At 47.6% G+C, this 25,635-nt stretch carries 20 protein-coding genes; 7 read left to right on the top strand and 13 right to left on the bottom strand.

Features of this window, described 5'->3' with window-relative positions:
• Positions 1 to 51: 51 nt before the first annotated feature.
• A complete protein-coding gene (guaA, locus tag LL912_RS21480) occupies positions 52 to 1,587 on the bottom strand; it encodes a glutamine-hydrolyzing GMP synthase (protein WP_235555669.1) in 1,536 nt (511 codons plus the stop codon).
• 175 nt (positions 1,588 to 1,762) lie between these two features.
• On the opposite strand from guaA, the gene LL912_RS21475 reads away from it, so the two are divergent.
• Positions 1,763 to 2,485 (top strand): head GIN domain-containing protein, encoded by a 723-nt coding sequence (locus LL912_RS21475; RefSeq protein ID WP_235555668.1) that lies wholly within the window; start codon positions 1,763 to 1,765, stop codon positions 2,483 to 2,485.
• Positions 2,486 to 2,825: 340 nt separating this feature from the next.
• On the opposite strand, the gene LL912_RS21470 is transcribed toward LL912_RS21475, so the two are convergent.
• A complete protein-coding gene (locus tag LL912_RS21470; protein ID WP_235555667.1) occupies positions 2,826 to 3,380 on the bottom strand; it encodes a hypothetical protein in 555 nt (184 codons plus the stop codon).
• Positions 3,381 to 3,516: 136 nt separating this feature from the next.
• Positions 3,517 to 5,013 (bottom strand): IMP dehydrogenase, encoded by a 1,497-nt coding sequence (gene guaB / locus LL912_RS21465; protein WP_235555666.1) that lies wholly within the window; start codon positions 5,011 to 5,013, stop codon positions 3,517 to 3,519.
• A 284-nt stretch (positions 5,014 to 5,297) separates the two neighbouring features.
• Between guaB and zwf the strand changes: the two genes are divergently transcribed.
• From zwf to LL912_RS21450, 3 genes are all read left to right on the top strand, one after another.
• On the top strand, positions 5,298 to 6,824 hold the full coding sequence (gene zwf, locus LL912_RS21460; RefSeq protein WP_235555665.1) for a glucose-6-phosphate dehydrogenase: 1,527 nt from the start codon (positions 5,298 to 5,300) through the stop codon (positions 6,822 to 6,824).
• Between the two features lie 177 nt (positions 6,825 to 7,001).
• Positions 7,002 to 9,494 carry a DUF5686 and carboxypeptidase regulatory-like domain-containing protein gene (locus LL912_RS21455; protein WP_235555664.1) on the top strand — a complete coding sequence of 831 codons (2,493 nt, stop codon included), beginning with the start codon at positions 7,002 to 7,004 and terminating at the stop codon, positions 9,492 to 9,494.
• A gap of 104 nt (positions 9,495 to 9,598) precedes the next feature.
• Positions 9,599 to 11,875 carry a S41 family peptidase gene (locus tag LL912_RS21450; RefSeq protein ID WP_235555663.1) on the top strand — a complete coding sequence of 759 codons (2,277 nt, stop codon included), beginning with the start codon at positions 9,599 to 9,601 and terminating at the stop codon, positions 11,873 to 11,875.
• Positions 11,876 to 11,890: 15 nt separating this feature from the next.
• Here the strand turns inward: LL912_RS21450 and dprA are convergent, their stop codons facing one another.
• Both dprA and LL912_RS21440 read right to left on the bottom strand, forming a co-directional pair.
• Positions 11,891 to 12,988: a DNA-processing protein DprA gene (gene dprA, locus LL912_RS21445; protein WP_235555662.1), complete on the bottom strand. Its 1,098-nt coding sequence runs from the start codon at positions 12,986 to 12,988 to the stop codon at positions 11,891 to 11,893.
• Positions 12,989 to 13,250: 262 nt separating this feature from the next.
• A complete protein-coding gene (locus LL912_RS21440; RefSeq protein WP_235555661.1) occupies positions 13,251 to 13,691 on the bottom strand; it encodes a GNAT family N-acetyltransferase in 441 nt (146 codons plus the stop codon).
• Between the two features lie 91 nt (positions 13,692 to 13,782).
• On the opposite strand from LL912_RS21440, the gene LL912_RS21435 reads away from it, so the two are divergent.
• The gene (locus tag LL912_RS21435) at positions 13,783 to 15,198 is read left to right on the top strand and encodes an aminotransferase-like domain-containing protein (protein ID WP_235555660.1); all 1,416 of its coding nucleotides are present in this window, start codon (positions 13,783 to 13,785) and stop codon (positions 15,196 to 15,198) included.
• On the opposite strand, the gene LL912_RS21430 is transcribed toward LL912_RS21435, so the two are convergent.
• The 5 genes from LL912_RS21430 to LL912_RS21410 form a co-directional block, all read right to left on the bottom strand.
• On the bottom strand, positions 15,193 to 16,479 hold the full coding sequence (locus LL912_RS21430; protein ID WP_235555659.1) for an MFS transporter: 1,287 nt from the start codon (positions 16,477 to 16,479) through the stop codon (positions 15,193 to 15,195). The genes LL912_RS21435 and LL912_RS21430 overlap by 6 nt on opposite strands.
• A 166-nt stretch (positions 16,480 to 16,645) precedes the next feature.
• Positions 16,646 to 17,254 (bottom strand): ankyrin repeat domain-containing protein, encoded by a 609-nt coding sequence (locus tag LL912_RS21425; RefSeq protein WP_235555658.1) that lies wholly within the window; start codon positions 17,252 to 17,254, stop codon positions 16,646 to 16,648.
• Positions 17,255 to 17,342: 88 nt separating this feature from the next.
• Positions 17,343 to 18,671 carry an amidohydrolase gene (locus LL912_RS21420; RefSeq protein ID WP_235555657.1) on the bottom strand — a complete coding sequence of 443 codons (1,329 nt, stop codon included), beginning with the start codon at positions 18,669 to 18,671 and terminating at the stop codon, positions 17,343 to 17,345.
• Positions 18,672 to 18,747: 76 nt separating this feature from the next.
• A complete protein-coding gene (locus LL912_RS21415; RefSeq protein WP_235555656.1) occupies positions 18,748 to 19,596 on the bottom strand; it encodes a helix-turn-helix domain-containing protein in 849 nt (282 codons plus the stop codon).
• A 199-nt stretch (positions 19,597 to 19,795) separates the two neighbouring features.
• Positions 19,796 to 20,692: a LysR family transcriptional regulator gene (locus LL912_RS21410; RefSeq protein WP_235555655.1), complete on the bottom strand. Its 897-nt coding sequence runs from the start codon at positions 20,690 to 20,692 to the stop codon at positions 19,796 to 19,798.
• An 84-nt stretch (positions 20,693 to 20,776) separates the two neighbouring features.
• On the opposite strand from LL912_RS21410, the gene LL912_RS21405 reads away from it, so the two are divergent.
• Together LL912_RS21405 and LL912_RS21400 are read left to right on the top strand one after the other, a co-directional pair.
• Positions 20,777 to 21,493, top strand: coding sequence for a class I SAM-dependent methyltransferase (locus tag LL912_RS21405; protein WP_235555654.1), 717 nt, complete (start codon positions 20,777 to 20,779; stop codon positions 21,491 to 21,493).
• A 129-nt stretch (positions 21,494 to 21,622) separates the two neighbouring features.
• On the top strand, positions 21,623 to 22,996 hold the full coding sequence (locus LL912_RS21400) for an aldehyde dehydrogenase (protein WP_235555653.1): 1,374 nt from the start codon (positions 21,623 to 21,625) through the stop codon (positions 22,994 to 22,996).
• Between the two features lie 220 nt (positions 22,997 to 23,216).
• Here LL912_RS21400 and LL912_RS21395 read toward each other — a convergent pair whose 3' ends face one another.
• The 3 genes from LL912_RS21395 to LL912_RS21385 form a co-directional block, all read right to left on the bottom strand.
• Complete coding sequence (locus LL912_RS21395; protein ID WP_235555652.1) at positions 23,217 to 23,552, bottom strand: YegP family protein; 336 nt, start codon at positions 23,550 to 23,552, stop codon at positions 23,217 to 23,219.
• Between the two features lie 257 nt (positions 23,553 to 23,809).
• Positions 23,810 to 24,544 carry a LytR/AlgR family response regulator transcription factor gene (locus LL912_RS21390; protein WP_235555651.1) on the bottom strand — a complete coding sequence of 245 codons (735 nt, stop codon included), beginning with the start codon at positions 24,542 to 24,544 and terminating at the stop codon, positions 23,810 to 23,812.
• The gene (locus LL912_RS21385) at positions 24,541 to 25,587 is read right to left on the bottom strand and encodes a sensor histidine kinase (RefSeq protein WP_235555650.1); all 1,047 of its coding nucleotides are present in this window, start codon (positions 25,585 to 25,587) and stop codon (positions 24,541 to 24,543) included. The genes LL912_RS21390 and LL912_RS21385 overlap by 4 nt, the downstream gene beginning before the upstream one ends.
• Positions 25,588 to 25,635 lie beyond the last annotated feature (48 nt).

Raw genomic sequence — 25,635 nt, 5'->3', positions numbered from 1 at the left:
GGCATGTTGCAAAAAGACCGACCCGGGAAACCGGTATATCCTTAGCAAATATTATTCCCATTCTATGGTAGCCGGCGGTTTGCTGCTGATATCATAAACCACGCGGTTGATTCCCCTTACATTGTTGCAGATTTCGTTGGAAACATTGGCCAGGAAATCATAAGGAAGATGCGCCCAGTCCGCCGTCATACCATCTACACTGGTTACTGCCCGCAAAGCTACAGTATACTCATACGTACGCTCATCTCCCATTACACCTACACTCTTTACCGGTAATAAGATTGTTCCGGCCTGCCAAACCGTTGCATACAAACCACTTTCTTTTAGTGCATTGATGTAGATGGCATCCGCTTCCTGCAATAATTTGACTTTTTCTTCGGTTACCTCACCCAATATACGAATTGCCAGACCAGGTCCCGGGAACGGGTGCCGGTCGATCAGTTCAGCGGGTATTCCCAGCTCACGGCCTACTTTTCTTACTTCGTCTTTAAAAAGAAAGCGCAGGGGCTCCACCAGGGAGAGGTGCATTTTTTCCGGAAGTCCGCCTACATTGTGATGCGATTTAATCGTTACCGAAGGACCATGTACCGAAACACTTTCGATCACATCGGGGTAAATAGTTCCCTGACCCAGGAAACTGATATCCGTTAATTGATTGGCTTCTTCCTGAAACACGTCAATAAAGAGACGGCCAATAATCTTCCGCTTGGTCTCAGGATCGGGGTTGTCTTTTAATTCTTTATAAAAAGTGGCCTTGGCATCAACGCCTTTAATATTCAGCCCCAGTTGTTTATAGGTTTCCAGCACCTGCTCAAACTCGCCTTTTCGCAGTACCCCGTTGTCTACAAAAATACCATACAACCGGCTTCCGATCGCTTTATGAATCAGCGTAGCCGCAACAGTACTGTCTACCCCACCACTCAATGCCATGATCACTTTACGATCGCCGATCTTTTCACGCAGCTCATTTACCGTATCGGTAATAAAGTGCGCCGGTGTCCAGTCCTGGCTGCAGCCGCAGATATCCGTAAGAAAATTCTTTAATATTTTTTTTCCTTCAATGCTGTGGTATACCTCGGGATGAAACTGCAACCCATAAAGCGGTTGCGCTGCTCCGGAATATTTAAATGCCGCTACCGGTATGCTTTCTGTAGTGGCCAGCACTTTAAAATCTGCAGGAAGTTCCAGAATGCTGTCACCATGGCTCATCCATACCTGGCTCCGGGCCTCTACGGCTTTCATTAATGGATCTCCCGCCTGGCCGATCTGCATCTGTGCCCTTCCATACTCCCGTTTACTGCTTTTCTCTACTCTTCCGCCAAAGAGCTTGGTAGAAAGTTGTGCTCCATAACAAATGCCCAAAACCGGCACCTGTCCCAGGAGACTTTTTACGCTGATAACCGGCGCATTTTCATCATTTACCGAAAAGGGCGATCCGGAAAGGATAATTCCTTTTAAATTGCCTTCGAATTCAAATGACTTGGAATAAGGAATGATTTCGCAATAAACATTGGCTTCCCTTACGCTGCGTGCAATGAGCTGGGTATACTGGGAGCCAAAATCAAGTATTAAGATTTTTTCGGTCATGATGCGCGAAGGTAATAAAATTGCAAATCACATAGGTGCAGAATCCGGAGAACCTTTGGTTAAATTGCCGGGTTTGTATATGAATCATTTATTTTTATAATAAAGAACAGGGCAGGTTCGCACATTTTAGCCGGTTCCGGGAACATTAACGATTATAAACTTTAAAAAACAGAAGATGAAAAAGTTATTTTTTTTTGCATTGGTTGCGGTTTTACTCGCAGGTTCCTGTAATATCATCGATCAGCAACGGATTAAAGGAAATGGGAAAATTGTAAGCAAAACTTACGATCTGAAAGACTTTAGCAGCATTGATATAGGCAATGCCTCTTTGATATTCCTGAAACAGGACTCTGTGTTCAGTGTCAAGATCGAAACAGATGAAAACCTTTTTCAATATATCACCGCAGGTGTTCAGGAAGGAGAGCTGGATATTGACGAAAAAAACGAAGTGAACCTGAGGCCCAGTAACGATATCAAAATTTATATCTCCATGCCCGTAGTGAAAAAAGCAGCAATATCCGGTGCGTCCACCTTAAAGGGCGATAATAAAATCACACAGGAAGAGCCATTTATCCTGGATATCAGCGGTGCCTCGAATGCGACCCTCCAGGTAAAGGCACCCACCGTGCAGATGGATGTCAGCGGGGCGTCCACCCTGAATCTTGCCGGGGAAACCCGCGATATCAAAGGAGAAGCCAGCGGAGCCAGTACCATTCACGCTTTTGACCTGAAGGCCGAAACCACCAATATTGAAGCCAGCGGCGCCAGTACCGCCAATGTATTCGCCAGCGTACAACTGACGGCTGACGCCAGCGGCGCTTCCAGCATTAAGTACAAGGGCAATCCTAAAGTAAGCTCTTCTGCAAACGGGGCCGGAAGCGTGAATAAGGCAGATTAAGCACTCAGCTTTCAGTATTTAGTCATTAGATCCATTAACATTCAGATGATCTTGTTTGCCTGGGAATGCAGCACTGGTGTCAAGCGAAATTGAATCTTATTCAAGCGTAAAATATCCGTTTAGCATTCAGCTCTCAGCATTGATCTCTTGTTCTGTATAACAGACCTCTATAGAACATCTGCATTGAATAATGATCTTCTTGTCCTTAACGCAAGCATCTGATAACTGATAGCCACTGAAAAATAAGCATTTAGCGCTACTGATGTGCCTTGAAATCTGTCTATTGATCCTTGTTCTTTGATTTTTGTCTTTGGGTTTTTAGTGCCTAACATTTAAACAATCACTCCTTATCCAACCGTTCCCAGGCCTCCATCAGTCTTTTTTTAATCTCCGGCGACAGTTGTTCAAAGTTGCTGGAATACCGGCTCTTATTGTATCCGTCCGCGGCGAACGCGCTAACCGTATAAAATGCGGTGCCCTTTGAAAACAGCAGGTGCACCGATTGCTGCTTCAGATCTGCATCGGTCAGACTGTAAATAAAATACGCATCCACACAGCCATCCCCGTCCCCGTCGAAAAAGCCTTTGCGGGCATCCCAGTTCATGATAACGCCGGCATGCACCAACATGGTATCCCCTTTTACAGCCCAGCCGCTTTTACCCCTGGTGTAGCGCTGCAGATACATCGTATCCGGCCGGGCTCCTTTTGCCGCTTTTGAGAAAATAAATACATTTTCTTCCCGCCCATCAACGCCGGCTTCATTCACGTTCAGCAACCGGGCTCCCCGGAATTTAAAATGGCTGTATGCTTCCGCTGCGCGTGTAATCACACGTACCTGTGCGTTGGTAACCGCGGAACCTGTGAGCAGCATTAATAGCAGTATTATGTATTTCATAGTATATGTGGTTGGTTTTGATTTTTGCTTTTTGATCTTGGATCTTTATTTTCTTTGAGATCCGGAACCTGGAACTTATTAAAATGGGTCATGATCCATTTACCATGCACCACGACCCATTCACTATAAACAATAATTACTTCCGGCTATAGTTCGGAGCCTCTTTAGTAACATCCACATCATGCGGATGGCTTTCGTTCATTCCGGCATTAGTGATCTTTACAAATTGCGCGTTCTGAAGATCTTTAATGCTCTTTGCCCCGCAATAACCCATTCCGGCGCGAAGTCCGCCGGTGTATTGATAGATCACTTCTTTCAGCGTGCCTTTATAAGCCACCCGGCCTTCAATACCTTCCGGAACAAATTTTTTCACATCATCTTCCGGATCCTGGAAATAGCGGTCACTGCTGCCTTTGGCCATGGCGCCCAGCGAGCCCATACCACGGTATGCCTTAAATTTACGTCCTTCAAAAATGATGGTCTCACCCGGGCTTTCTTCGGTACCGGCAAAAATGCTGCCCATCATGGCGCAATCTGCACCTGCAGCCAGCGCCTTTACCAGGTCGCCGGTATACCGGATACCACCGTCTGCAATGATCGGTATGCCTTTCCGTTTCAGTCCTGAAGCAGCTTCCATAATGGCTGTCAGTTGCGGCATTCCCGCTCCGGCAACGATGCGTGTGGTACAGATCGATCCCGGTCCGATACCTACTTTTACCGCATCCGCCCCTGCTTCCGCCATTGCCAGGGCGCCCGCTGCTGTACCTACATTACCCGCGATAATATTAAGTTTTTTAAAATTCTTTTTAACTGTCTTTAAGGCCGTCAGCACGCCTTTCGTATGTCCGTGTGCACTATCCAGTACAACCACGTCCACTCCCACCTGCTGCAACGCATCGATCCGCTCGGCCACATCCCCGGTAATGCCTACGCCTGCACCTACCAGCAACCGTCCGAATCCGTCTTTAATGGCGTTGGGAAAGGAGGTTACCTGCAGGATATCGCGGTACGTGATCAGGCCGATCAATTTGCCCTGCCGGTCTACCACCGGTAATTTCTCTACCTTGTGCTGGCGCAGGATCGTTTTTGCTTTTTTCAGATCGGTACCCTCGGGAGCAGTGATGAGGTTTGTACTGGTCATCACCTCGCTTACTTTGCGATTGGGATTATCTTCAAAACGAAGATCCCGGTTGGTAAGGATCCCTTTGAGTTTTTTATTTGTATCGATTACAGGAATACCTCCTATCTTATTTTCCGCCATCAGCTTCAGCGCGTCTCCGATGGTGGCATCTTCCAGCAGGGTAATGGGGTCCAGGATCAGGCCGCTTTCACTCCGTTTTACCTTGCGCACCTGTTCGGCCTGTTTTTCAATACTCATATTCTTGTGCAGGATGCCCAGTCCGCCTTCGCGCGCAATCGCAGTAGCGAGTGCCGCTTCCGTAACCGTATCCATGGCTGCGGATAAGATGGGAATATTTAGCGTAATGTCTTTTGTAAGTTTGGTACGGATATCTACCTCGCGCGGCAGCACCTGGCTGAATGCCGGAACCAGTAATACGTCATCAAATGTTAAGCCTTCAAAGGCGATCTTGGGGTTATTTGCAGTAGCTGCAGAAGATTTTCTTGTTGCCATGTGCAAAGGTAAGGGAAAAAGGAAATACGAATCACGGTTTTACAATTTGGTCACATGGATCTTGCAATTCCATGACGCTGGAAGCCACTTCCCGCAAGGGTTTCAGGTCTGCAATTATTTTTAATCCAGACTGTTCGGATTCCTGTCCATATGTTAAAGCGGTTGACACATGCAATCGTTTGCGTAAGTACATCAGTATGAAAACCAACGGAACACACAAACAATACTCCGGTTTTTCTTTTTAGTCCTACTTTTGCAAACAAATTTTAATGCAGCACTGAATCATGTTTAAAAACAATCTTACAAAAAAGCCCGGGCCTACGATCCTCTTTATATTTGGCGGAAGCGGAGATTTGAATCAGCGTAAACTGACCCCTGCCCTGTATAATCTTTGGCTGGATGGCCTGATGCCGGAGCAATTTTCCATCATCGGTACCGGGCGTACGGATTATTCCAACGAGAAATTCAGAAATCACCTGCTGGAAGGCATCAATGAGTTTTCACGCCGGAAAAGCGATGGCAACGGGAGCTGGGAAAAATTTTCGCAGCAGGTATCGTACCTGCGAATGGATGTAGACAAACCCGCGGACTATACAGCCATGGGAAAGATTATCAGTGACTACGAAGCGGAATGGGGCGTGGAAGTACATGTGCTCTTCTACCTGGCGGTAGCGCCGCAGCTGGTGCCTGAAATTACCACCAATTTAAACAAGCTGGAAAAAGCAAAGGATAAGAACAAAGCACGCATCGTTATTGAAAAACCTTTCGGACATGATCTGAAGAGCGCCGAAGAACTCAACCGCCTGCTGACGGAGATGTTTGATGAAAGCCAGATTTACCGTATCGATCACTATCTTGGAAAAGAAACCGTACAGAACATCCTGGCGCTGCGCTTTGCCAATGCCTTGTTTGAACCCATCTGGAACCGGAACTATATCGACCATGTGCAAATCACCGCAGCGGAAACCGTGGGGGTGGAAGACCGCGGCGGCTATTATGAACGTTCAGGCGCCCTGCGCGATATGGTACAAAACCATATCCTGCAATTGTTGTGTATGGTGGCCATGGAGGCCCCGGTTTCTTTTGAAGCAGATGAAATCCGTAATAAAAAATCGGATGTGCTGAATGCCATCCGGAAGATCAAAAAGGAAGAAGTACAGCAATATGCGGTGCGCGGACAGTATTCCCAGGGATGGGTACAAGGTGAACAGATGAAGGCCTACCGGGACGAAAAGGGTGTTGCGCCCGACTCTTCCGTGGAAACCTTTGCAGCAGTAAAATTTTATATCGACAACTGGCGCTGGCAGGATGTACCGTTTTATGTACGTACCGGGAAATTCCTGAAAGAGAAAACGACACTCATTACGATACAGTTCAAAGAAGCGCCCAAATATGCATTTCCGCCGGAGGCTTCCGAAACCTGGCGTTCCAACCGGCTTACCATCAGCATACAGCCCGAGATGGACATCCGGCTGCGGTTCCAGGCCAAACGCCCGGGTCAGACGATGTCGCTGAACCCCGTAAACATGGTGTTTAGCTACAGCGACAGCTATGATGCTCCCCAGCCGGAGGCTTATGAAACCCTCTTGCTGGATGCAATGATGGGTAATCCCACCCAATTTATGCGTGGCGACCAGGTAGAAGTTGCCTGGGAAGTGATTGAGCCGATCCTGGAAACCTGGGAAAACCGCCCACCCGTTGATTTTCCCAACTACGCACCCGGCACCTGGGGGCCGGAAGATGCGGAAGCATTGATCGCGCGCGAGGGCAGGAACTGGATCACCCTTCCTCCAAAAAGAAAAGAAGGATAATATCCTTAAAAATAACATAAGCAGGCCCCGGATCATTTCCGGGGCCTGTTGTTTCCAATACTTCTGAAAGCCCATCCGTTCCTACGGCATTTAACTTTTCCTTTTCAAAGATTCGTGGGAGGTTTGCATCCATACCGGATGATGTAACATTTAAACCAACAGATACGAATCACAACAATGAAAACATTGATACTGACTGCCATTACTTTTTTTTTCCTGCACACGTCTGTGTTGGCCCAGGTAAAAGGATCGGTTACCGATGAACATGGAGCCGCACTACCCTATGCCACTGTTACGGTGAAAGGCACCACTCGCGGAACCACAGCCAACAGTAAAGGATTCTATTCCCTGACACTTGCCTCAGGCAGCTATACCCTTGTATTTGAATATGTGGGATACATCCCGTTTGAAAAGCAAATAACCATTACCGATAAGGAGCAGGTGCTAAATGTGATGCTTTATACCAACGACCACCTGATGGGCGAAGTGGTCGTTAAAAGTAAAGGAGAAGACCCGGCGTACCGCATCATCCGGCAGGCTATTAAAAAGAAATCCTATTACGAACACCAAACCGATTCTTTGTCCGTAAATATTTATCTCAAAGGGATCATCCGTACTCGTAATATTCCTAAAAAGGTATTTGGGCAAAAGATAGAGCGGGATGCCGACGACGGATTGGACGCCACAGGAAAAGGGGTGTTGCTGTTATCGGAATCGAACATCCGGCTGGATGCGGTAAAACCCCGCCAATCGAAAATCACCGTGCTTTCCAGCTACGAGCGGGGCAACAATATGGGATTGAATTTTTCAAAGGTTACCTCCTTTTATACCAACAATGTAGCCGTGTTTGATCTCAGCAACAGTTCTCGCGGTTATATTTCACCCATTGCGGATGGTGCTTTGAACTTTTACCGGTATAAACTTTTGAACACCTATACCCGCGACGGGATCACCGTTAAAACCATCCGCGTCATTCCTAAAAGAAAAAACGAGCCGCTGTTCTCCGGAACCATTGACATTGCAGATGCTACCTGGCATATTTACAGCCTGGATCTCATGCTCACCAAAGAGTACCAGCTGGAGCTGATCGACACCCTTCACATCAAACAGCTGCACAGCCCGGTAGCACCCGGCGTATGGAAAACCCGGAACCAGATCCTTTCCTTTTCCTTTAACCAGTTTGGATTTAGCGGAGTGGGCAGCTTTGTAAACGTATACAGCAATTATAACCTACATCCGCAATACGCCGCCAATTACTTCAACAATATAGTAATGAAATACGATACGGGCTATTATAAAAAAGATTCCAATTTCTGGAAACAGCAGCGCCCTGTAACGCTTGAAGATGATGAAAAAAAATATTATGCATTCCGCGATAGTCTCAACGCCCTGAACCGGAACCGCCCAAAGGCCTACTACGATTCCCTGAGACGGCATCAGAAGATTACCGTAGGGAATATACTGTGGAACAACCAGCAATACCGGTGGTACTCAAAGAACCATACGCTTACTTATAAACTTAAAGGCCTGGTAAAAGGGCTGGAGTACAATACGGTAGAAGGAATGGCATTAAAGACAGACCAGACCTTTATTTACGTCCCGGTAAAAAGCAGATACCAGTACGACCTGCACTGGAACCTGCGGTATGGCTTCGAGAATCACCATTTTAATACCTACGGAACCTTTACGATTAAACCTAAAGAGCTGCCCTACCGAAACCGGTACTTAAGCTTCTCCGGCGGAAAGCGGGTATCGCAGTTCAACACTGATGAACCCATCAATGCTTTGACAAATACCTTCTATACTTTGTTTTTCAGAAGCAATTTTATGAAGTTGTATGAAAACTGGTTTGGAAGCGTCCGTTACAATAACCGGTTTGAAAACGGATTGGGCATTTATGCGGAACTCTTGTATGAAGACCGTATACCTTTGCAAAACAGCTCCGGCTTTTCATTCTTCAACCGGCACAAAAATTTTACGCCCAATCATCCGGAGGCATTACAGCAAATCCCCTTTAACCCGCACCAGGTGTTGATCGGAAGCCTTACGCTTCGATACCAGCCCGGACAGAAATATGTTCAATATCCCAACTATAAGGCATCCATCGGATCGGATAAGCCGGCATTTGCCCTTAATTATACCGCCGGCATTCCGCAATTGCTGGGCAGCGACGTCAATTATCATAAATGGTCGCTGGAAATGACGCACGATAAAAACTTCCGGCTGGCAGGCCTGTTCAAATACAGGATCGGAGCCGGCGGATTCCTGAGTGCCAACGCGTATTCCATCCCCGACATGAAACATTTCAACGGCAATCAGACGTTTTACAATATCAAATACCTGAACAGTTTCCAGCTGGCGCCCTATTATGCATACAGTAATACAGCGCGCTTTTATGCGGAAGAGAATATAGAGCATCACTTTAATGGTTTGCTGACCAATAAAATTCCACTATTCAACAAGCTTAAATGGAACCTGGTAGCCGGAAGCAACGCGTTTTATGTGAACAAAAATCAATATTACGCAGAGGCATTTGCCGGAATAGAGAACATCTTCAAATTATTCAGGGTAGATGTGATCGCCGGCTATCAGCCTTTATTAAAGACAACCTATGGGGTACGGGTGGGGCTGGGCGGTCTTTTAGGCAGTGCGTTCCGGTTTGAGAAATAGTTGCCGCTATCTGGAAAACATTACAAAAGGGTTAACACAAAAGTCAGCTACCCCGTTTTAAATTTATGGGTACATATGAAATTTGCTTACCCAAAATAACTACTATGCGATTCCTCCTGTTGCTTTGCTTGCTGTTACAGTTTGTATCTGCTGGTCATACACAACCGCCTGCGCGCCAAATTCGGAACATAGAAGCATTTACCAGGCTCTTTGGTTATATCCGTCATTTTCATCCTTCTGATGAAGCGGCGTCCATTAACTGGAATCAGTTTGCAGTTTATGGCGCCCTCCAGGTTCTAAAAGCTTCTTCAGACGAAGAACTCGTTAAAATCCTCAGCAATTTATTTATGCCCATCGCCCCTTCCATCCAGCTGGGGCCTGAGCCGCAATTCAGTCCCGCAAGCATTACGCCCCCTAAGCCGCGGGAATATAAAAACATATTTTGGTTTCATACGGGCGTGGGAATCAATGATCGCCGGCCTTATTCCAGCAAGAGAATCAACCGTCCCATAGAAGCTGCTACCGGGTCATCAGAAAGGTCTGGGCTGTTTACACAGGTTATCGACATCACCGGCTTAAGGGGGAAGCAGATCCGAATAGAGGGAAAAATGAAAGCGAACGTTACAGATGGCAGTGGTTATTTACGGATCAAAATATACAAGGCCGGAGCAGCCGGGCTTTCCTATAATATCGATAGTGAGCCTGCCAAAAAAAATGAATGGGCTGTGTACAGGTTATCCGGAATGGTTGACAAGAACGCCCGGCAAATGATACTTGGCGGAATGCTGGAAGGAACGGGGTCTGTGTGGTTCGATGATATAAAGATTTTTGCCTATGACCAGGTTCTAAAGCAATGGGAACCGGTACCCGTCAATAATGGAGATTTTGAAACATGGAGCAATGCGCTTCCGGCCAATTGGAATATAGCCCCGGCAAAAAGATATAAGTATACAATGGCTACCGTCGGAAACAACAAAGTGCTTTCCGTGGCGAGTGAAAATGCAGGAATGGAACGCAACCGTCCTGTGGTAAACATAAATGCTGTAAACTATAAACACATTCCAGCGCCCGGCACCACGCTTCGAAAATCCATTGCAAAAAATATAGATGTTATCTTCCCTATAGCGCTCTATGGTACTGCCGACCATACCTTTCCAGTTGCAGATAGCGCAAAGCTCAATGCGCTTAAAAAGGAAATAACGGCGTTTTATCAGCAGCACAAAACGGCTGGAAACCTTGCTGTACGGTTGGGTGCCATTGCTATTGCATGGAATGTTTTTAAACATTTTTTCCCTTACTGGGAAGATGCGTCCAAAAGTGCTGATGAGTTCCTGAATGAAGCGATCAAAAAGTCGTTTGCTGATACAACTCCGCTTGAATTTAAACAAACCTTGTTAAAGCTTACGGAGCCTTTAAATGATGGTCACATGCGGGTTGGTTTATGGGGAGATACCACTCATGCATACAGCGTACCCCTGCTGTTGGCTTGGGTGGAAGGGCAGGTGGTTGTAGACCAGGTTTTAGACTCCAGCATCAGCGGGATCAAACGGGGGGCAGTTATCACAGCCCTAAACGGGAAAGATGTGATGGATATTTATAAAGATAGGATGAGCTATATTTCCGGGTCCCCGCAATGGAAATCATACGCTGCCGTTAGCACGCTATTAGACGGCTCCCGATACACCACAGTGGAAATAAGCTACAGACAGGACGGAGCTCTTCATCGTCAAAAATGGGAACGTAGTTTTGGCGATGCGCAATATTATAATAGTCTGAACCGGTTGAAAAAACCAAGTGGCAAAATTGAAGACGATCTATTTTATCTTGATATGAGTACCGTGTTGCAGGATTCGATCGATAAATGGATGCCGGAGCTTGCCAAAGCCCGGGGCATTATTTGCGACTTCCGGGGTCATCCGGAAAGTAACAACGACTTTATCGATCATCTTCTAAAAGAGGAAGAAGATACAAAATGGCTGTTCACTCCGCAGACGGCATATCCGGACCAGGAAAATATTGAGTTCAAAGGCTCCGGATGGAATATGAAGCCCAAGAAACCCCAGGTTACCGGAAAAGTAGTTTTTATAACGGATAGCCGCGCTATCAGCCTGTCAGAAAGCTACCTGGGTTTTATCAAAGATTTCAAACTTGCCACCATCATTGGCCAACCCTCCGCCGGTGCTAATGGCGACGTTAATACCGTCAATTTGCCGGGGGGGTATACCATTATTTGGACGGGGATGGTGGCCAAGAATCATGATGGCAGTAAACATCATTTAACCGGTATCGTTCCGGATCTACCGATGGAACGGACCATCAAAGGGATCCGGGAAGGCAGGGACGAATTCTTTGACAAAGCCCTCAAGCTTGTATCAGAATAAAACCGCCGGCCTTCCTTACAGCAACTGGTACATTTTTCCGGGCAATGCCTGGATCACCTGCTGCATTTCCAGGTTGAGCACGGCCACGGCCACCCTGCTGCTGCTAAGCCCGGAGCGCAGGTGCAGTTCATCAATATCGGCCTGCTGCCGCTCCTGCAACAGCGTAACAATAGCCTGTTCCTCGGCAGACAGTTCGATAAACAATTCCCTTGTTTGTTTCTTCACCGTTTTTTTTACCGGTGCCCAACCCATGGTTTCCAGGAGTTGCTTTCCATCTGTAAGCAATTGTGCCCGGTTGGTTTTAATAAGATGGTTACAGCCGCTGCTTTTTTTATCCGATATTTTTCCGGGGAATGCAAATACATCTTTATAATACCCGTTGGCCAGGTCGGCTGTAATCATGCTGCCCCCTTTGATCTCGGTTTCCACCACTACTGTAGTATCGCTCATCCCCGCCACGATCCGGTTCCGACTGGGAAAATGATGCCGGTCCGGCTTAGTACCGGTCACAAACTCCGTCAGCAGGCCTCCCTGGCCCGTCATTTCCCTTGCCATGGCCAAATGATCCGCAGGGTAAATTTTGTCCAGTCCGTGCGCCAGCACCCCTACGGTTTGCAGGCCCGCTTTTAAAGACGACCTATGTACCAGTGAATCGATCCCATAGGCCAGGCCGCTCACCACCAGCACCCCGCTATCCTGCAGGTCGTGGATCAGCTGTTCACAAACCTGCCTGCCGTACTCCGTATGCAACCTTGAGCCTACCACTGCAACGATCTTCGACTGGTTCAGGTCGGCATTACCCTTATAATACAGGAGCACCGGTGCATCATAACAATTGAGCAGGCGTTGCGGGTAATCGGCATCGGTAAGAAAAAGCGGCCGGACACCATGCTTTTCTATAAAAACCAGTTCCCGCTCCGCCTGCGAAAAACCGTTAAACTTCAGAATACTGTCGGCTCGTAATTTGCCCAGGCCTTCGATACTTTCCAGCACCGATCTTCGCTCTGTAAAGATCGCTTCCGGTGATAAGTGCTGTAGCAGCATGCGTGCAATTACAGGACCGATATTCGGAACAAGGGTAAGAGCAATACGGTACATCAACGGGTGCTCCATGAGGTTATCTTTGTATTAAAGATACAAAATTTTTGTTTTTGTTCCATGCCACAGAGGCATTGCCAAGACCTTAATGCCGCTGATGCGCAGATTTTATCTTTCCTATCCGGCCAAAGAAAGGTCAGCAAATTGAGGCAGCCGCGGGCAAACCCAAATCGCATAAAGCTTTTATTTCCTTTAATTGCCACAATATGCTGATTTTATCCTGTTCAGCGGAACCTGCAATCTTTTGGTCTCTATAGGCGCATACCCCTAATCCGGGCTAACGGCGATGCCCTGTTTCCAAGTGCGCTTTTGGCCGGTATACTTCCATCAGCGTGGCGGTATTGGCCGGCTGCTCAAACCCGTATTGCCGGTAAAGACCATGCGCGTCGCTGGTGTTGAGCATTAGCCGTCGCAACCCGCTTGTCCAGGACTGTTCCATCAATGTGCTTAGCATGGCTTTCGAAAGGCCTCTCCCCCGGTATGGTGTTAATACAAAAAAATCGGCCAGCCAGCCAAATGTGGTATAATCCGTAATAAGCCGGCCAAAAGCCACCTGCCTGTCATCTATAAAGACGCCGATACAAAATGAATGCTTTACCGCATTGGCCACGATATCATAGCTGATACCCCTGGCCCAGTAGGATTCCTCTGTTAAAAACCGATGGATCAGTACAATATCCATTTGGTCACTTCCGATACGAATGTCGAATGCATGCATTTGAATGTTTTTTTACAAAAGAAGAAAAAATATCAAAATAGATACAGATACAATTTTTTAAACTTAAATGGACACAGTTTAAATTTGCCAGGTGAAAAAAGCATTTATTTACCTGGAAATAACCCGGAAGCTGGCCTTCCAAATCCGTAGCGGCGTGTTCAAAACCGGCGACCGCCTGCCATCTGTCAGAACCTTAAGCAGTGAACAGGGTGTCAGCATTAACACCGCAAAGAGGATATACCTGGAACTGGAAAAACAATCCCTGATAGAATCCCGTCCCCAATCCGGCTACTTTGTCACCAACCGTATCCGGCGTCCCTTGCCGGTTCCGGAAGCCAGCCGGCCGCTGCCGGTTAAAAGCAGCGAAGCACCTAACGAAATCATCGGCAAGGTGTATGGGAACATGGGGAAAAAAGAGCTCATATTATTCTCCGTAGGTGCCCCTTCTGAAGCACTGCTTCCTTTATCCCGGCTTAACAGGGAAATGACACGGGCTATACGTCAACTGCAGGGCAACGGTACTGCTTATGAATCGATACAGGGAAACCTGAAACTTAGAAATGCCCTTGCGAGAAGATCCTTTTTCTGGGGCGGAGACCTTACTGCGGATGATATTGTAACCACTGCAGGCGGCATGAATGCACTTTCGTTTTGCATGATGGCTGTTAGCAAACCAGGAGATACCATCGCCGTGGAAAGCCCTGTATATCCTGGCATTCTACAATTAGCACGCAGCCTGAATTTAAAAGTGCTGGAGCTGCCTACGCATCCGCTTACCGGCATCGAAATCGATGCTTTAAAAAAGGTAGTTCACAAGATCCGGCTCTGCCTGCTGGTTACCAATTTCAATACGCCGCTGGGCAGCCTGATGCCGGAGGCGCATAAAAAAGAAGTGGTACAATTATTAGCCAACCATCATATACCACTCATTGAAGATGATATTTATGGCGAACTGTATTTTGGCAAAAGCCGGCCAAAATGCTGTAAGGCTTTCGATCAGCATGGATTGGTATTATGGTGCGGCTCTGTATCAAAGACCCTGGCACCGGGCTACCGCGTGGGATGGGTAGCGCCCGGAAGATACAAGGAGGCCATACTCAACCTGAAATACGTTCATTCGATTTCGCCTACCGCTATTACCCAGGAAACAACGGCCCGGTTCTTTGAGAATGATCGCTATGATAACCACCTGCATCAACTACGCAATCGCCTGCAATGGAATCTTAACCGCTTTACCGATACCATTGCCGCCTGCTTTCCGGCCGGCACCTGCGTCAGCAGCCCGCAGGGCGGGCTCGCACTATGGGTGGAACTCAGCAACCGGATCGATACCGCCGAATTATATGAACGGGCCATCCGTCAAAAAATAAGTATTGCACCCGGAAGAATGTTTACACTACAGGACCAATATCATCATTGTATGCGTCTTTGTATCGGCCTGCCATGGACGGATGAGCTCGACCGGAAACTGAAACAACTGGGGAAAATAGCGGCTTCTATGTTATAACGCAGAACGGGACGATCCGCCGCCTGCAACCGTACGCCGGCCATAGACCAGGTGCGCCGCCAGCGCCAGTAGGGTAAAGGCAATGCCGATGGCCACTATGCCATTCCATTGTCCATACTTCCAGGCCTGTGCCGCCAGGTAGGTACCCAAAGCGCCCCCTATAAAATAACTGAACATATAAACCGTATTCAGCCGGTTATTGGCACCCAGGTTTAAGGCAAAAAAGGAAGACTGGTTCAGGATATGCATCGATTGCAATCCAAGGTCCAGCAGGATCACACCCATGATCAGTCCCATATAGGTATACCCGCCAATATAAAAAATGCACCAGCTCACGATCAGTAGCACAATCGCCCACAAAATAATCCGGAACGGCGTTACCAACCGGGCTACCCGCCCCACCAATGCGGCGGCCAGGGCACCTACAGCACCAATAATACCAAAAGACCCTGCCACCGCAGCTCCGGCATGAAATGGTGCATCCTCAAGATGAAACACCAGCGTAGTCCAGAACGCACTAAACGCCGCAAATCCCATTGCTCCGCGAAATGCGGCCAAACGCAGCACCGGCTGTGTGCGGGTAAGGTGTAGAAGGGAGCGCATTAACGATCCATAGCTTCCTTTAAACGAGGGATGTACTTCCGGCAGCTTTAATGCAATCAGCCCGGCCAGTAATACCATCGCCCCCGTAGCCATATAATACATCATTTTCCAGCCCCAGAGATCACCCACTACCCCACTCACAACCCTCGATAATAAGATACCCAGCAACAAGCCGCTCATCACCATGCCGATCGCCGCACTTTGCTTTTCCCTTGCCGCCAGCTCGGCAGCCATGGGCACAAATAATTGGGGAAGTACCGATGTAAAACCCACCATTAAGCTGGCCAGGAGCAGCCACCCCACTGTAGGTGCAATGGTCATACCGATGAGCGAAAGGATGATCAATCCAAAATCAATAAGGATCAACCGCCGGCGACGAAGCATATCGCCCAACGGCACAATCAGCAATAATCCCAGGGCAAAGCCTACCTGCGTGAGCATGGCAATATTGCTGATGCGACCTTCACTCACCCCAAAATCCCGGGCCATCAGCCCCAGCAAGGGCTGGTTATAATAATTGTTTCCTACCACTACACCGGTGGCGATGGTCATCAGCCAGAGCGTTCCGCGGCTCAATGGTGGCCGGGCCGGCGTTTGTTCGGGGCGATGTGCGCGGTGTAATTGCCCCCTGGTTGTTTCTACAGGTTCGTTCAGCATTTTAATATTTGTAGTACACATAAATAATCCGGTTATGCTCCGTTAGTGGATCTGCGTTGCTTTGCCCGGCTAATCTGTTTGCAGGAACGGATCCAATATTACCGGGTAAACCTTAATTGGAAAAGCCCCTGGGAGGCTCTTCCGTTATTGAACAGTATAAAACACATTTACAGGAATGATCGTTGGTTCATCTTTTCCCGGCGGCAGTCTTTTCCAGGATGCCGGCAATTTTTGTATACCCCCTGGAGCGGGCATGCTGTAAGGCCGTAACACCATCCTGATCGGGAATATTTACATTACACCCCGCATCTGCCAGCAACTGCACCACGGTTACATATTTTTTTGACCCGTTGCCCAGTACCACGGCCTCCATCAGTGCCGTCCATCCCAGCCGGTTCACATGATCCATGGGAAACCCCTTTGTATTCGCCAGGAGTTTAACCACTTCGATATGCCCCCGTTCGCAGGCCGGGATCAGCGCCGTTCCGTTATACCGGTTAAACACGTCAAAGCGGGCGCCATGTTCCAGGAATAGTTTTACTAGCTCCGTAAATCCCGCCGCTCCGGCGTACAAAAAAGGACTGTCCTTAATCTGGTCCTGCTGGTTCACATTTGCGCCATGCGTCACCAATAGCGTTGCCATTTCCAGGTTATTGGCATGGGTGGCAATCAGCAACAGGGACCGCTTGTCCTGATCAACCGTATTTACGTCCGCCCCCTTTTTCAATGCAGCTTCCACTACCGACAGCTGATTTTTTTTTACCGCTGCTACAATGCCCGTGTCTTTTGTATTCATATCCGCACTGTTTGTTTTTGCCTGGCAGGCATTGAGAATGCATATCGAGCATACTAAAAGTAAATAATGCATAACGCGATTCATGGTTTTAAAATACGACGGTTCCGCGGTGAATGAGGGAGCGCACCGGCGAAATACGGGATACGGCTTCTGCCGAACAGCTGGCATCGATCAATACCAAATCGGCTTTATCACCCACCCGGGGCCACTGCCGGTTCCCTTTATCATCCAGCGGCAGTACATTGTGGGTGGCCAGTTTTAATATGCGCGACAGGTCAAATTCTGTACGATACCCATAGAGCTGGGTCGCAAGATTGGCCTTCTGTAATACACTGCCCGAGCCAAACGTATTCCAATGATCGATGATACAGTCGTTTCCTGCACGTACATCCACACCGTATTTATATAACGTAGGAATGGGCATGATCATGCCTCCAAATGGAATGGTAGACATCACGCCTACCCCGGCGTTCCCCATCTTCTCTGCCATTTCTTCCTGCTTCTTCCGGTCGAGATAGGCCAGCGCAAAGCAATGACTAACGAAGGTCTTCCCTTTCAATACCGGGTTTTCATTTACCTTGTTCACCAGGTACTCAATGGTTTTTACACCTGATTCGCCCCCTTCGTGTAAATGAATATCGATGCCTTTTTTGTAATCCAGCGCCAGCTGTACCACAAAGTCCATGCTCTTCTCAATGCTGCCATCAATAGTGGTGGGATCCAGTCCCCCGATATAATCCACGCCCATTTGTGCGGCATCCTTCATCAGGGGGGCGGAATCCGTATAAAAAATACCATGTTGCGGAAAAGCCACCAGCTCCGCCTCAAAAGAGTTCTTTTTATTTTCCAGGGCTTGCTGCAGATGCTTTAACGAATCCAGCTTTGAAGTGGGTTCGATGTTGACGTGGCTGCGGGCCACATTGCTGCCCTTCGATTGCAGCAGCTCGATCAGTTTTTCTGCTTTATAGGTAGAATTTTTCAGCAACTCCGGGATGATCTGCTGTTCCAGCGCGATCATTTCTTTTACACCGCCCTGCCTTTTGCCGGTAGCCTTCCATTTTTCGCCATAGTAGGTTTTATCCAGGTGGATATGCATTTCCCTGAAGGCCGGCAATAACAATAAGCCTTTTGCATCCACGGCCTTCGCCGCAGGATTATTGGGCAATACCGATTTTATTTTCCCATCACTGATCTCAATAGTAAACAACGCTGTTTTTGTGCCGGTCACTTCTTCTCCTTCATATTCAAACCCCGTTTCCAACCGCACATTTTTTAATGTAAGCGTTTTCCCTGTGGCAACAGCAGTTTGGCTGCCGGCGGCAACGGCTTCACCGGTTGCCAGCAAACCACTGCCGGCGGCAAAAAGAATGGAAGAGTTCTTAATAAAATCCTTCCTAGAAATGGATCGGGGTACCATAAATACTTTATTTTTTACAAAATTAGCCCACGCCTTTTCCTTCCCGATGGAGGATTTATGCTATAACTTGTAAAATTTATAACTGCTGCCGGAACTCCCTTGGAGCAAACCCGGTTTTGCTTTTAAAAAAATTTGAGAAATAGGCAAGATCGCTGAACCCCAGTTCATAGGCTATTTCCTTTACCGATTTTTCGGAAACCTGCATCAGGCGCTTTGCTTCCAGTATCACCCGGTTCTGGATCAGGAAAGTGGCCGGCACATGAAAATACCGTTTGCAAAGAATGTTTAAATAGTTGGCGGTTATATGCAGCTGGCCGGCATAAAAGCTCACCGATTTCTGTTCTTTAAAATACACGTCCACCAGGGATTGGTATTTTAACAAAACAGGCCGGGTACGATACACTTCAAAATCCTCAAACTTGTGTTCTGCTTCCCGGCTGGCCAGTTGCGCAATCAGGCGGGTGCGAAGGGTAACGATCTCCGACTGAACCGGTACCTGCTCCAGTTCTTCTTTTATTGATCGGAACTCGTACATCAGTTTTTTAAACACCGGTTCCGGAAGATCCAGCACCGGGTGATGCTGGTAAAGAAAAAATGAAAAGCGTAACGCGTCAGAAAACGTTTCAAAAACCGGCCGGCTGATCATCAGCTGGAACCCCGAGGTATTTTTCCCCAGCCGCCAGCTATGTACCTGGTCCGGGAACAACAGATGCAACTGGCGGGGCCTTACCCGGTAATCGATAAAGTCGATGGAATGAATGCCGCTTCCTTTTTCAAACAAAAGAAAAAAGAAGAAATCATGCTTATGCGGTTTTTCAATCACCCGCGCTCCGTGTAGCTCCTGATACACCAGGTCGTCCTCGGATTGTTGTTGTTCCCTAAATTCCCGGATCCCAAAAACCGGGAACGGCTCTTTTATGCTCACAGATGAAAGTTACAACTTTTCCAAGAACAGGCTCCAGCGGGCCATTGTTCACCCCCGCATTCGCTGGTTGTTTATTAAAAATCCCGAAGGATGAACGGATTGTAACATCTGGAGTAAACGGAAGTCCTGAACGGGCGATACCGGCCGGTAAGTTCTTTGCATACGTATAAAGGGGCGCAGCTTTTCATCTGCTGGCCCGCTATGTATGTTTCCCCAGGCTGTTGCTAAAATGCTGATACGCTTTCTCCAATAATGCCACAAATACCGGTAAGGCAGGCTGGCGGTTCTCCGGATCAAAAACCAGCATGGTTTCCGTGCGTACCGGCAACTGGCGCAACGGCACAAAATCCAGGTCCGTAAAACGGAATAATTTCCGGACCGATTGCGGAACAATGGCCAGGCCCATACCTCCGGCCACCAACTCCAGAATTGAGGGCATATTATTACATTCATGGATCACTTGCGGCTCAAACCCCAGCTGGTGGCAGCAATACAGGAACTGCTGGTGGTAATCCGGTGCATAATCCTTATTGAAGGAAACAAAAGACTGCGTGGCCAGCTCCCGCAACGGGATCTTTTTTCCCTTTGGCTTTGCCAGGCAAAAATATTCGGTCAGCAACAGTCGTTGCTCTAATTGCGGGGCCAGCACTGGCGCGCGGGCAATACCCAAATCAAGTGTTCCGCTTTCCAATGCCGCCCGTTGCCGTTGTGTAGCTGCTTCATACAGGTTTACCCGCAAAAAGGGATACTGCACTTTTATCGTTTTCAGCACCTGGGCAAGAATGCTCCTGGGCGCGGAACTGATGTATCCCAGCCGGAAAGTGCCGGCCAGGGAATCATGAATCTGCCTTGCCTTTAATTTTGCCTTCTCCAGCTGTTGCAGCAGTGCGGTGCTTTCAGACAGGAAATACCGGCCGGCTTCGGTTAGCGCCACCCGTTTGTTATTCCGCTCAAACAAGAGCAAGCCGAGTTCTGCTTCAAGCTCCCGGATCTGGCGGCTCAGTGGTGGTTGGGAGATAAACAATTTTGCCGCAGCCCTTCCAAAATGTAATTCTTTTGCAAGCATGTGGAAGTACACTAAATGCCGGATTTCCATGATACCTTTTAAGTATTGATCAATGATAAAAATAGTATTTTTAAAGTATCATTGCTGTTTTTAGTTTTGAATGAAAACCATTGTATGGAACAGAAATCAACATTAAAAGAAATTGAAGAGCGCTTCGACCAGGATGTGGCCCGTTTTTCAAATCTCGAAACCGGACAGCAAACAACCTTGGATGCCAGCTTTAATATGGAGCTGATCACGGACGGCATTGTTGCCACTACCTCTCATTTGAAAAAGCTACTCGACATCGGATGCGGGGCCGGCAACTACCCGGTAAAGCTCTTGTCAAAAACAACCTCCAACCCCGACGTAACGCTCGTGGACCTGAGCAAGCCCATGCTGGATAAAGCCAGAGAACGGGTGCAGCCATTGACAACCGGCAGGGTAACTACTATAAAAGAAGATTTCAGAACGGCGGCATTGGAGGAAACGGCCTATGATGTGATCATTGCCACGGCTACGCTGCATCATTTACGGGAGGACGCCGACTGGGAAGCAGCCTTTGCAAAATTTTACCGGCTTCTGAAGCCGGGAGGCAGCATCTGGATCTTTGACCTGGTAACCGAAGATCATCCCTCGCTCCGGCACCTGCTTTTTACACAGCAGTACGGCAATTACCTCACTGGTTTGAAGGATGAAGCGTACCGGGATCATGTATTTGCATATATTGAAAAAGAAGACTCCCCCAGGAGCGTACTTTATCAAACCAATCTCTTACAGCAATCTGGTTTTAAAACAGTGGCCTTGCTTCACAAGCATCTTTGCTTTGCTTCCTTTGCCGCTTTTAAATAAGCCGGCAAGTACATTTGACAATCTTAAAAATCTTGTCGAAATTTGTCAGGCTGAGAAGCGCATCCGGTTTTTGCAGGTGTCCGCGAACATATCCGGACATGGCATCCGGAAATCATAAACAACGAACCAATGACAGGCCTGATCAACGAGTTGAATAGCATGCGCGGTTTTTTCCATACGGGAGCTACGCGTCCGATCGCATTCCGGAAAAAACAACTGCAACAATTAAAAGAAAGCATCCTGCGCCATGAAGAAGCACTGAGTGACGCATTGTTTCAGGATCTGCATAAAAGCAAGGAAGAGGTTTGGATCACTGAAACCGGTATGGTCATCTCGGAAATCGATGCCGGCATCCGTTCGCTTGACGAGTGGATGGCCCCCCAACCCGTTGCCACCAACCTGGCTAACATACCGGGTAAAAGCAGCATCCTTTACGAACCGTTGGGGCTGGTGCTGATCATCGCTCCCTGGAATTATCCTTTTCAGTTATTATTCATGCCCCTGATCGGCGCCATAGCCGCAGGTAACTGTGTGGTGTTAAAACCCAGCGAACTGGCAGCAGCCACGGAAAAAGTAATGGGACAGATCATCAGTGAAGCGTTTCCCGCCAACTACGTGCTCTATGTTCCGGGAGAAGGCGTTACGCTTATTCCCCGGCTGATGGATGATTTCCGGTATGACCACGTTTTTTACACCGGAAGCACCATGGTAGGAAAGATCATTTATCAAAAGGCAGCAGCCCAACTCACACCGGTAACATTGGAGCTCGGGGGAAAAAGCCCCTGTGTGGTTACCGCCAATGCAACATTGAAAACGGCGGCCAAACGGATCATCAATATCAAATTCTCCAATGCCGGCCAGATGTGCATTACCCCGGATTACCTGCTGGTGCACAATACGGTTAAAGCCACATTAATCCAGCTTCTGAAAGCAACGATCCTGAAATTCTACGGACAACATCCCATCAGCAGCTATGATTACGGCCGCATCATTAACAACAAACATTTTCACCGGCTGAAGCAGTTAATGAGTGAACAAACCATCCTCCATGGCGGCGAACATAACGAAGAACAATTATTCATTGCGCCCACGCTGATCGATGCACCTTCCATGGGCGCACCAATAATGAAAGAAGAAATTTTCGGACCGTTGCTGCCCGTTATCGGTTATGAAACCGAAGAAGAAGCGCTGGCGCTTATCCGGCAGAATGAAAACCCGCTGGCCTTCTATATATTTACCAACGATAAAAAAGAGGCCGACCGGTGGCTGCAGCAGGTTCCCTTTGGCGGCGGGTGTGTAAATACGGCAGCGATGCATTACCTGAACAAAAACCTGCCCTTCGGAGGCCGGGGCAACAGTGGCATCGGTCGCTATCATGGCCGGTTTTCCTTCGAAACCTTCAGCCATGCAAAAAGCATTTTAAAAGCCCGTAACTGGCCCGATATTCCGTTAGCATATCCTTCGCTGAAAGGAAAACTAAAGACCTTAAAACGGGTAATATAGGCGCATGCAATACGCTTCAGCATCAAGCATGAACCGCTAAAAGTCCGTTTATGAACATATAAAAAGGTTATATCAAAAATCTTCAGGATAACGCTGCCTTCACAACCGCAGCTACACTAAATAATTTTTGATACAACCTCCGTCAACCCAACGGGCCATTTAAAGAATTTTAACCCATCACCGGCGAGGTACCAGCAACAAGGCTCATGTACTCCGGGCGCTAACCGTTTGTTTCATCGGCAATATCGGCATCTGGTGCATTCTTTTTTACCGACTCGATTCCGTTTTCGCGGGCAGCTTCTGACTCATAGAGCTCGCTTTTCCCAATCACCTGACCATTGCCGGCTTTCAGATTAAAAAAGGGTTTGCCGTTAGACGATGTTTTGCGGTCATAGCTCGCGTCATCGGAAGCATTTTTTTTAACCGACGCTATGCCGTTATCACAAGCAGCCTTCGTGGTATAGCCTTCACTGGTAAGGATCACCTGGCCATTGCCCGCTTTCAGGTTAAACTGGAATTCCCCGTTTGCCCTCTTGGTAATTACAAACTTTCCCATAGTTGATTTTCTTTAAAGGTAACAATAGATTTAAATTGGCGTACTAAAGTTAAGAAAAGGCAATTAATAAACAGCTATTTCAGGTACCTACTTTTACCGGGAATATAGGGATCGCAGGTAAAAAATAACAAGGCCGAAAAGCACCTGGGAAGATTAACCCCGCGCCAAAAAAGTTCGCATAAAGAATGCTGTTTCCACCGCAACTGCATCCAAGCAGTACTGTTAGCAGGCGAGAGCCGCAACACCAAATACGGGGGTTACAGTCCCAACACCGCCTTTAGCTTTCCATATCCATTCCGGCTCACATTGATCTTTGTGCCATTTTTGAGAATGGCCACATGACCGTCTTTTTCATACGGATCAATGCGCGTAATTTCCTGGATGTTTACAATATAGGAACGGTGGCTCCGCACAAACAGGTCGGGTGGCAAAAAGGCTTCAAAGAATGACATGGTTTTATTTTTAAGGAAATAACCATCCTTTGTAAAGATCTTTACAAAGTCATCGGCGGCCTCCAGGTACAAGACCTCCTGTACCGGAATAATCTTGATTTTGCTTCCGTTTTTCACCACGATCCGGTTATTCGAATTGGGAAGCTGCACATCATTCAGCAATTCCTGCGTATTGGTGGCGCTCCCCTTGTGCTGAGCCAGAAATTTATTCACCGCTTTATCAAAACGCTCCTGGTCAAAAGGTTTTAACAGGTAATCCACTGCATGTGCCTCAAATGCCTTAATCGCGTACTCATCAAATGCGGTGGCAAAAATCACGGCCGGGGGTTCTTCAATCAGCTCTAGCATTTCAAAACCACTGATCTTGGGCATTTGGATATCCAAAAAAATCAAGTCCGGCTTATGCTCTTGTATAGCTTTCATTCCTTCAAACCCGTCGCCGCATTCAGCCACCAGCTCCAGCTGGGGATATTTCTGCAGGTATTCTTTTACCATACTTCTTGCCAAAAATTCGTCGTCGATGATGATTACTTTGCTCATGCCTGTTGCGGTATTTTTACGATTGTATAATATATATTTTCTTTTGTTTTTGTAGACAGCAGGTCATTCCTTCCATACAGCAGGTATAACCTTCTTTTAATAGAGCTCAATCCAAAACCGGTACCCGTTTTAGGCAGCGATGTTTCCGGATCAAAAGGATTGCTGACCATAATGCACAATTCCGACAGCTCCCTGGTACTTTCAATAGTGATCAGCGTTTCGCCGATTGTATCATAGAGCCCGAACTTGATCGCATTTTCCACAATGGGCTGGAGCAGCAATGTAGGCAACTGCAATTCTTTTGTATTCTCATCGATGGAAATGGACGTCATCAGCCGGTTTCCAAAACGGACTTTTTCGATCTCCAAATATAAGTTCAAATAACTGATCTCTTCGGTAAGGGAGATCATTTGAGATTCTTCTTTTTTCAGCGTGCCTCTTAAGAAATCAGATAGCTGTTGTACCATCCGGCGTGCCTGCTGGGGATTTAACCCGATCAGGGCGTTGATGGAATTAAGGCTGTTGAACAAAAAATGGGGTTGCAATTGCTGACGTAGTTTAAACAGCTCTGCTTCCCGCGACAGCCGGTCTGCATCCAAGCGCCGCTGTTCTACTTTTTGCCGCTCTACCCAATTGTACCATAAAATGGCAGCAATGGTCAGAATTGTAAGCACCAGGAAAGCAAAGCCCGCGCGGATGATCAGCGAATTCTTAAGAAAGGCCGCGTACGCTTCCGAGTCGCCCAGAAATATTTTCAAAAAGGTATTGGAAACAAAAAGCCACAAACCCGTTAGCACCAGGCAGGCAGCAATAACGCTGGTATACTGGTAGGTGGAGGGCAAATAGTACTTGGTTACGTTCAACATCAGCAATCCCGCTACCAATAGCAGTAAATTGCTCAACAGGCTATCCGTAAGAACAATGTACAGCGGGAAAAACGGAAAAGAGCTACGCAAAAAAAACACCTGGGCGTTTACCAGAACCACCCAGGCGATGATCACCGGTGTAAGAAATCTTTTTGCTGTTAATGGAGAGGTGGACACAGAATTTGTTTGGATTTGAGACTTGAGACTTGGAGTTTGAGATTTGGG

Source organism: Niabella agricola, from assembly GCF_021538615.1.
In the GTDB taxonomy this organism is placed as follows: domain Bacteria; phylum Bacteroidota; class Bacteroidia; order Chitinophagales; family Chitinophagaceae; genus Niabella; species Niabella agricola.
Note: the sequence above shows the minus strand (reverse complement) of the source record. Positions and strands in the feature narration are given on the sequence as shown.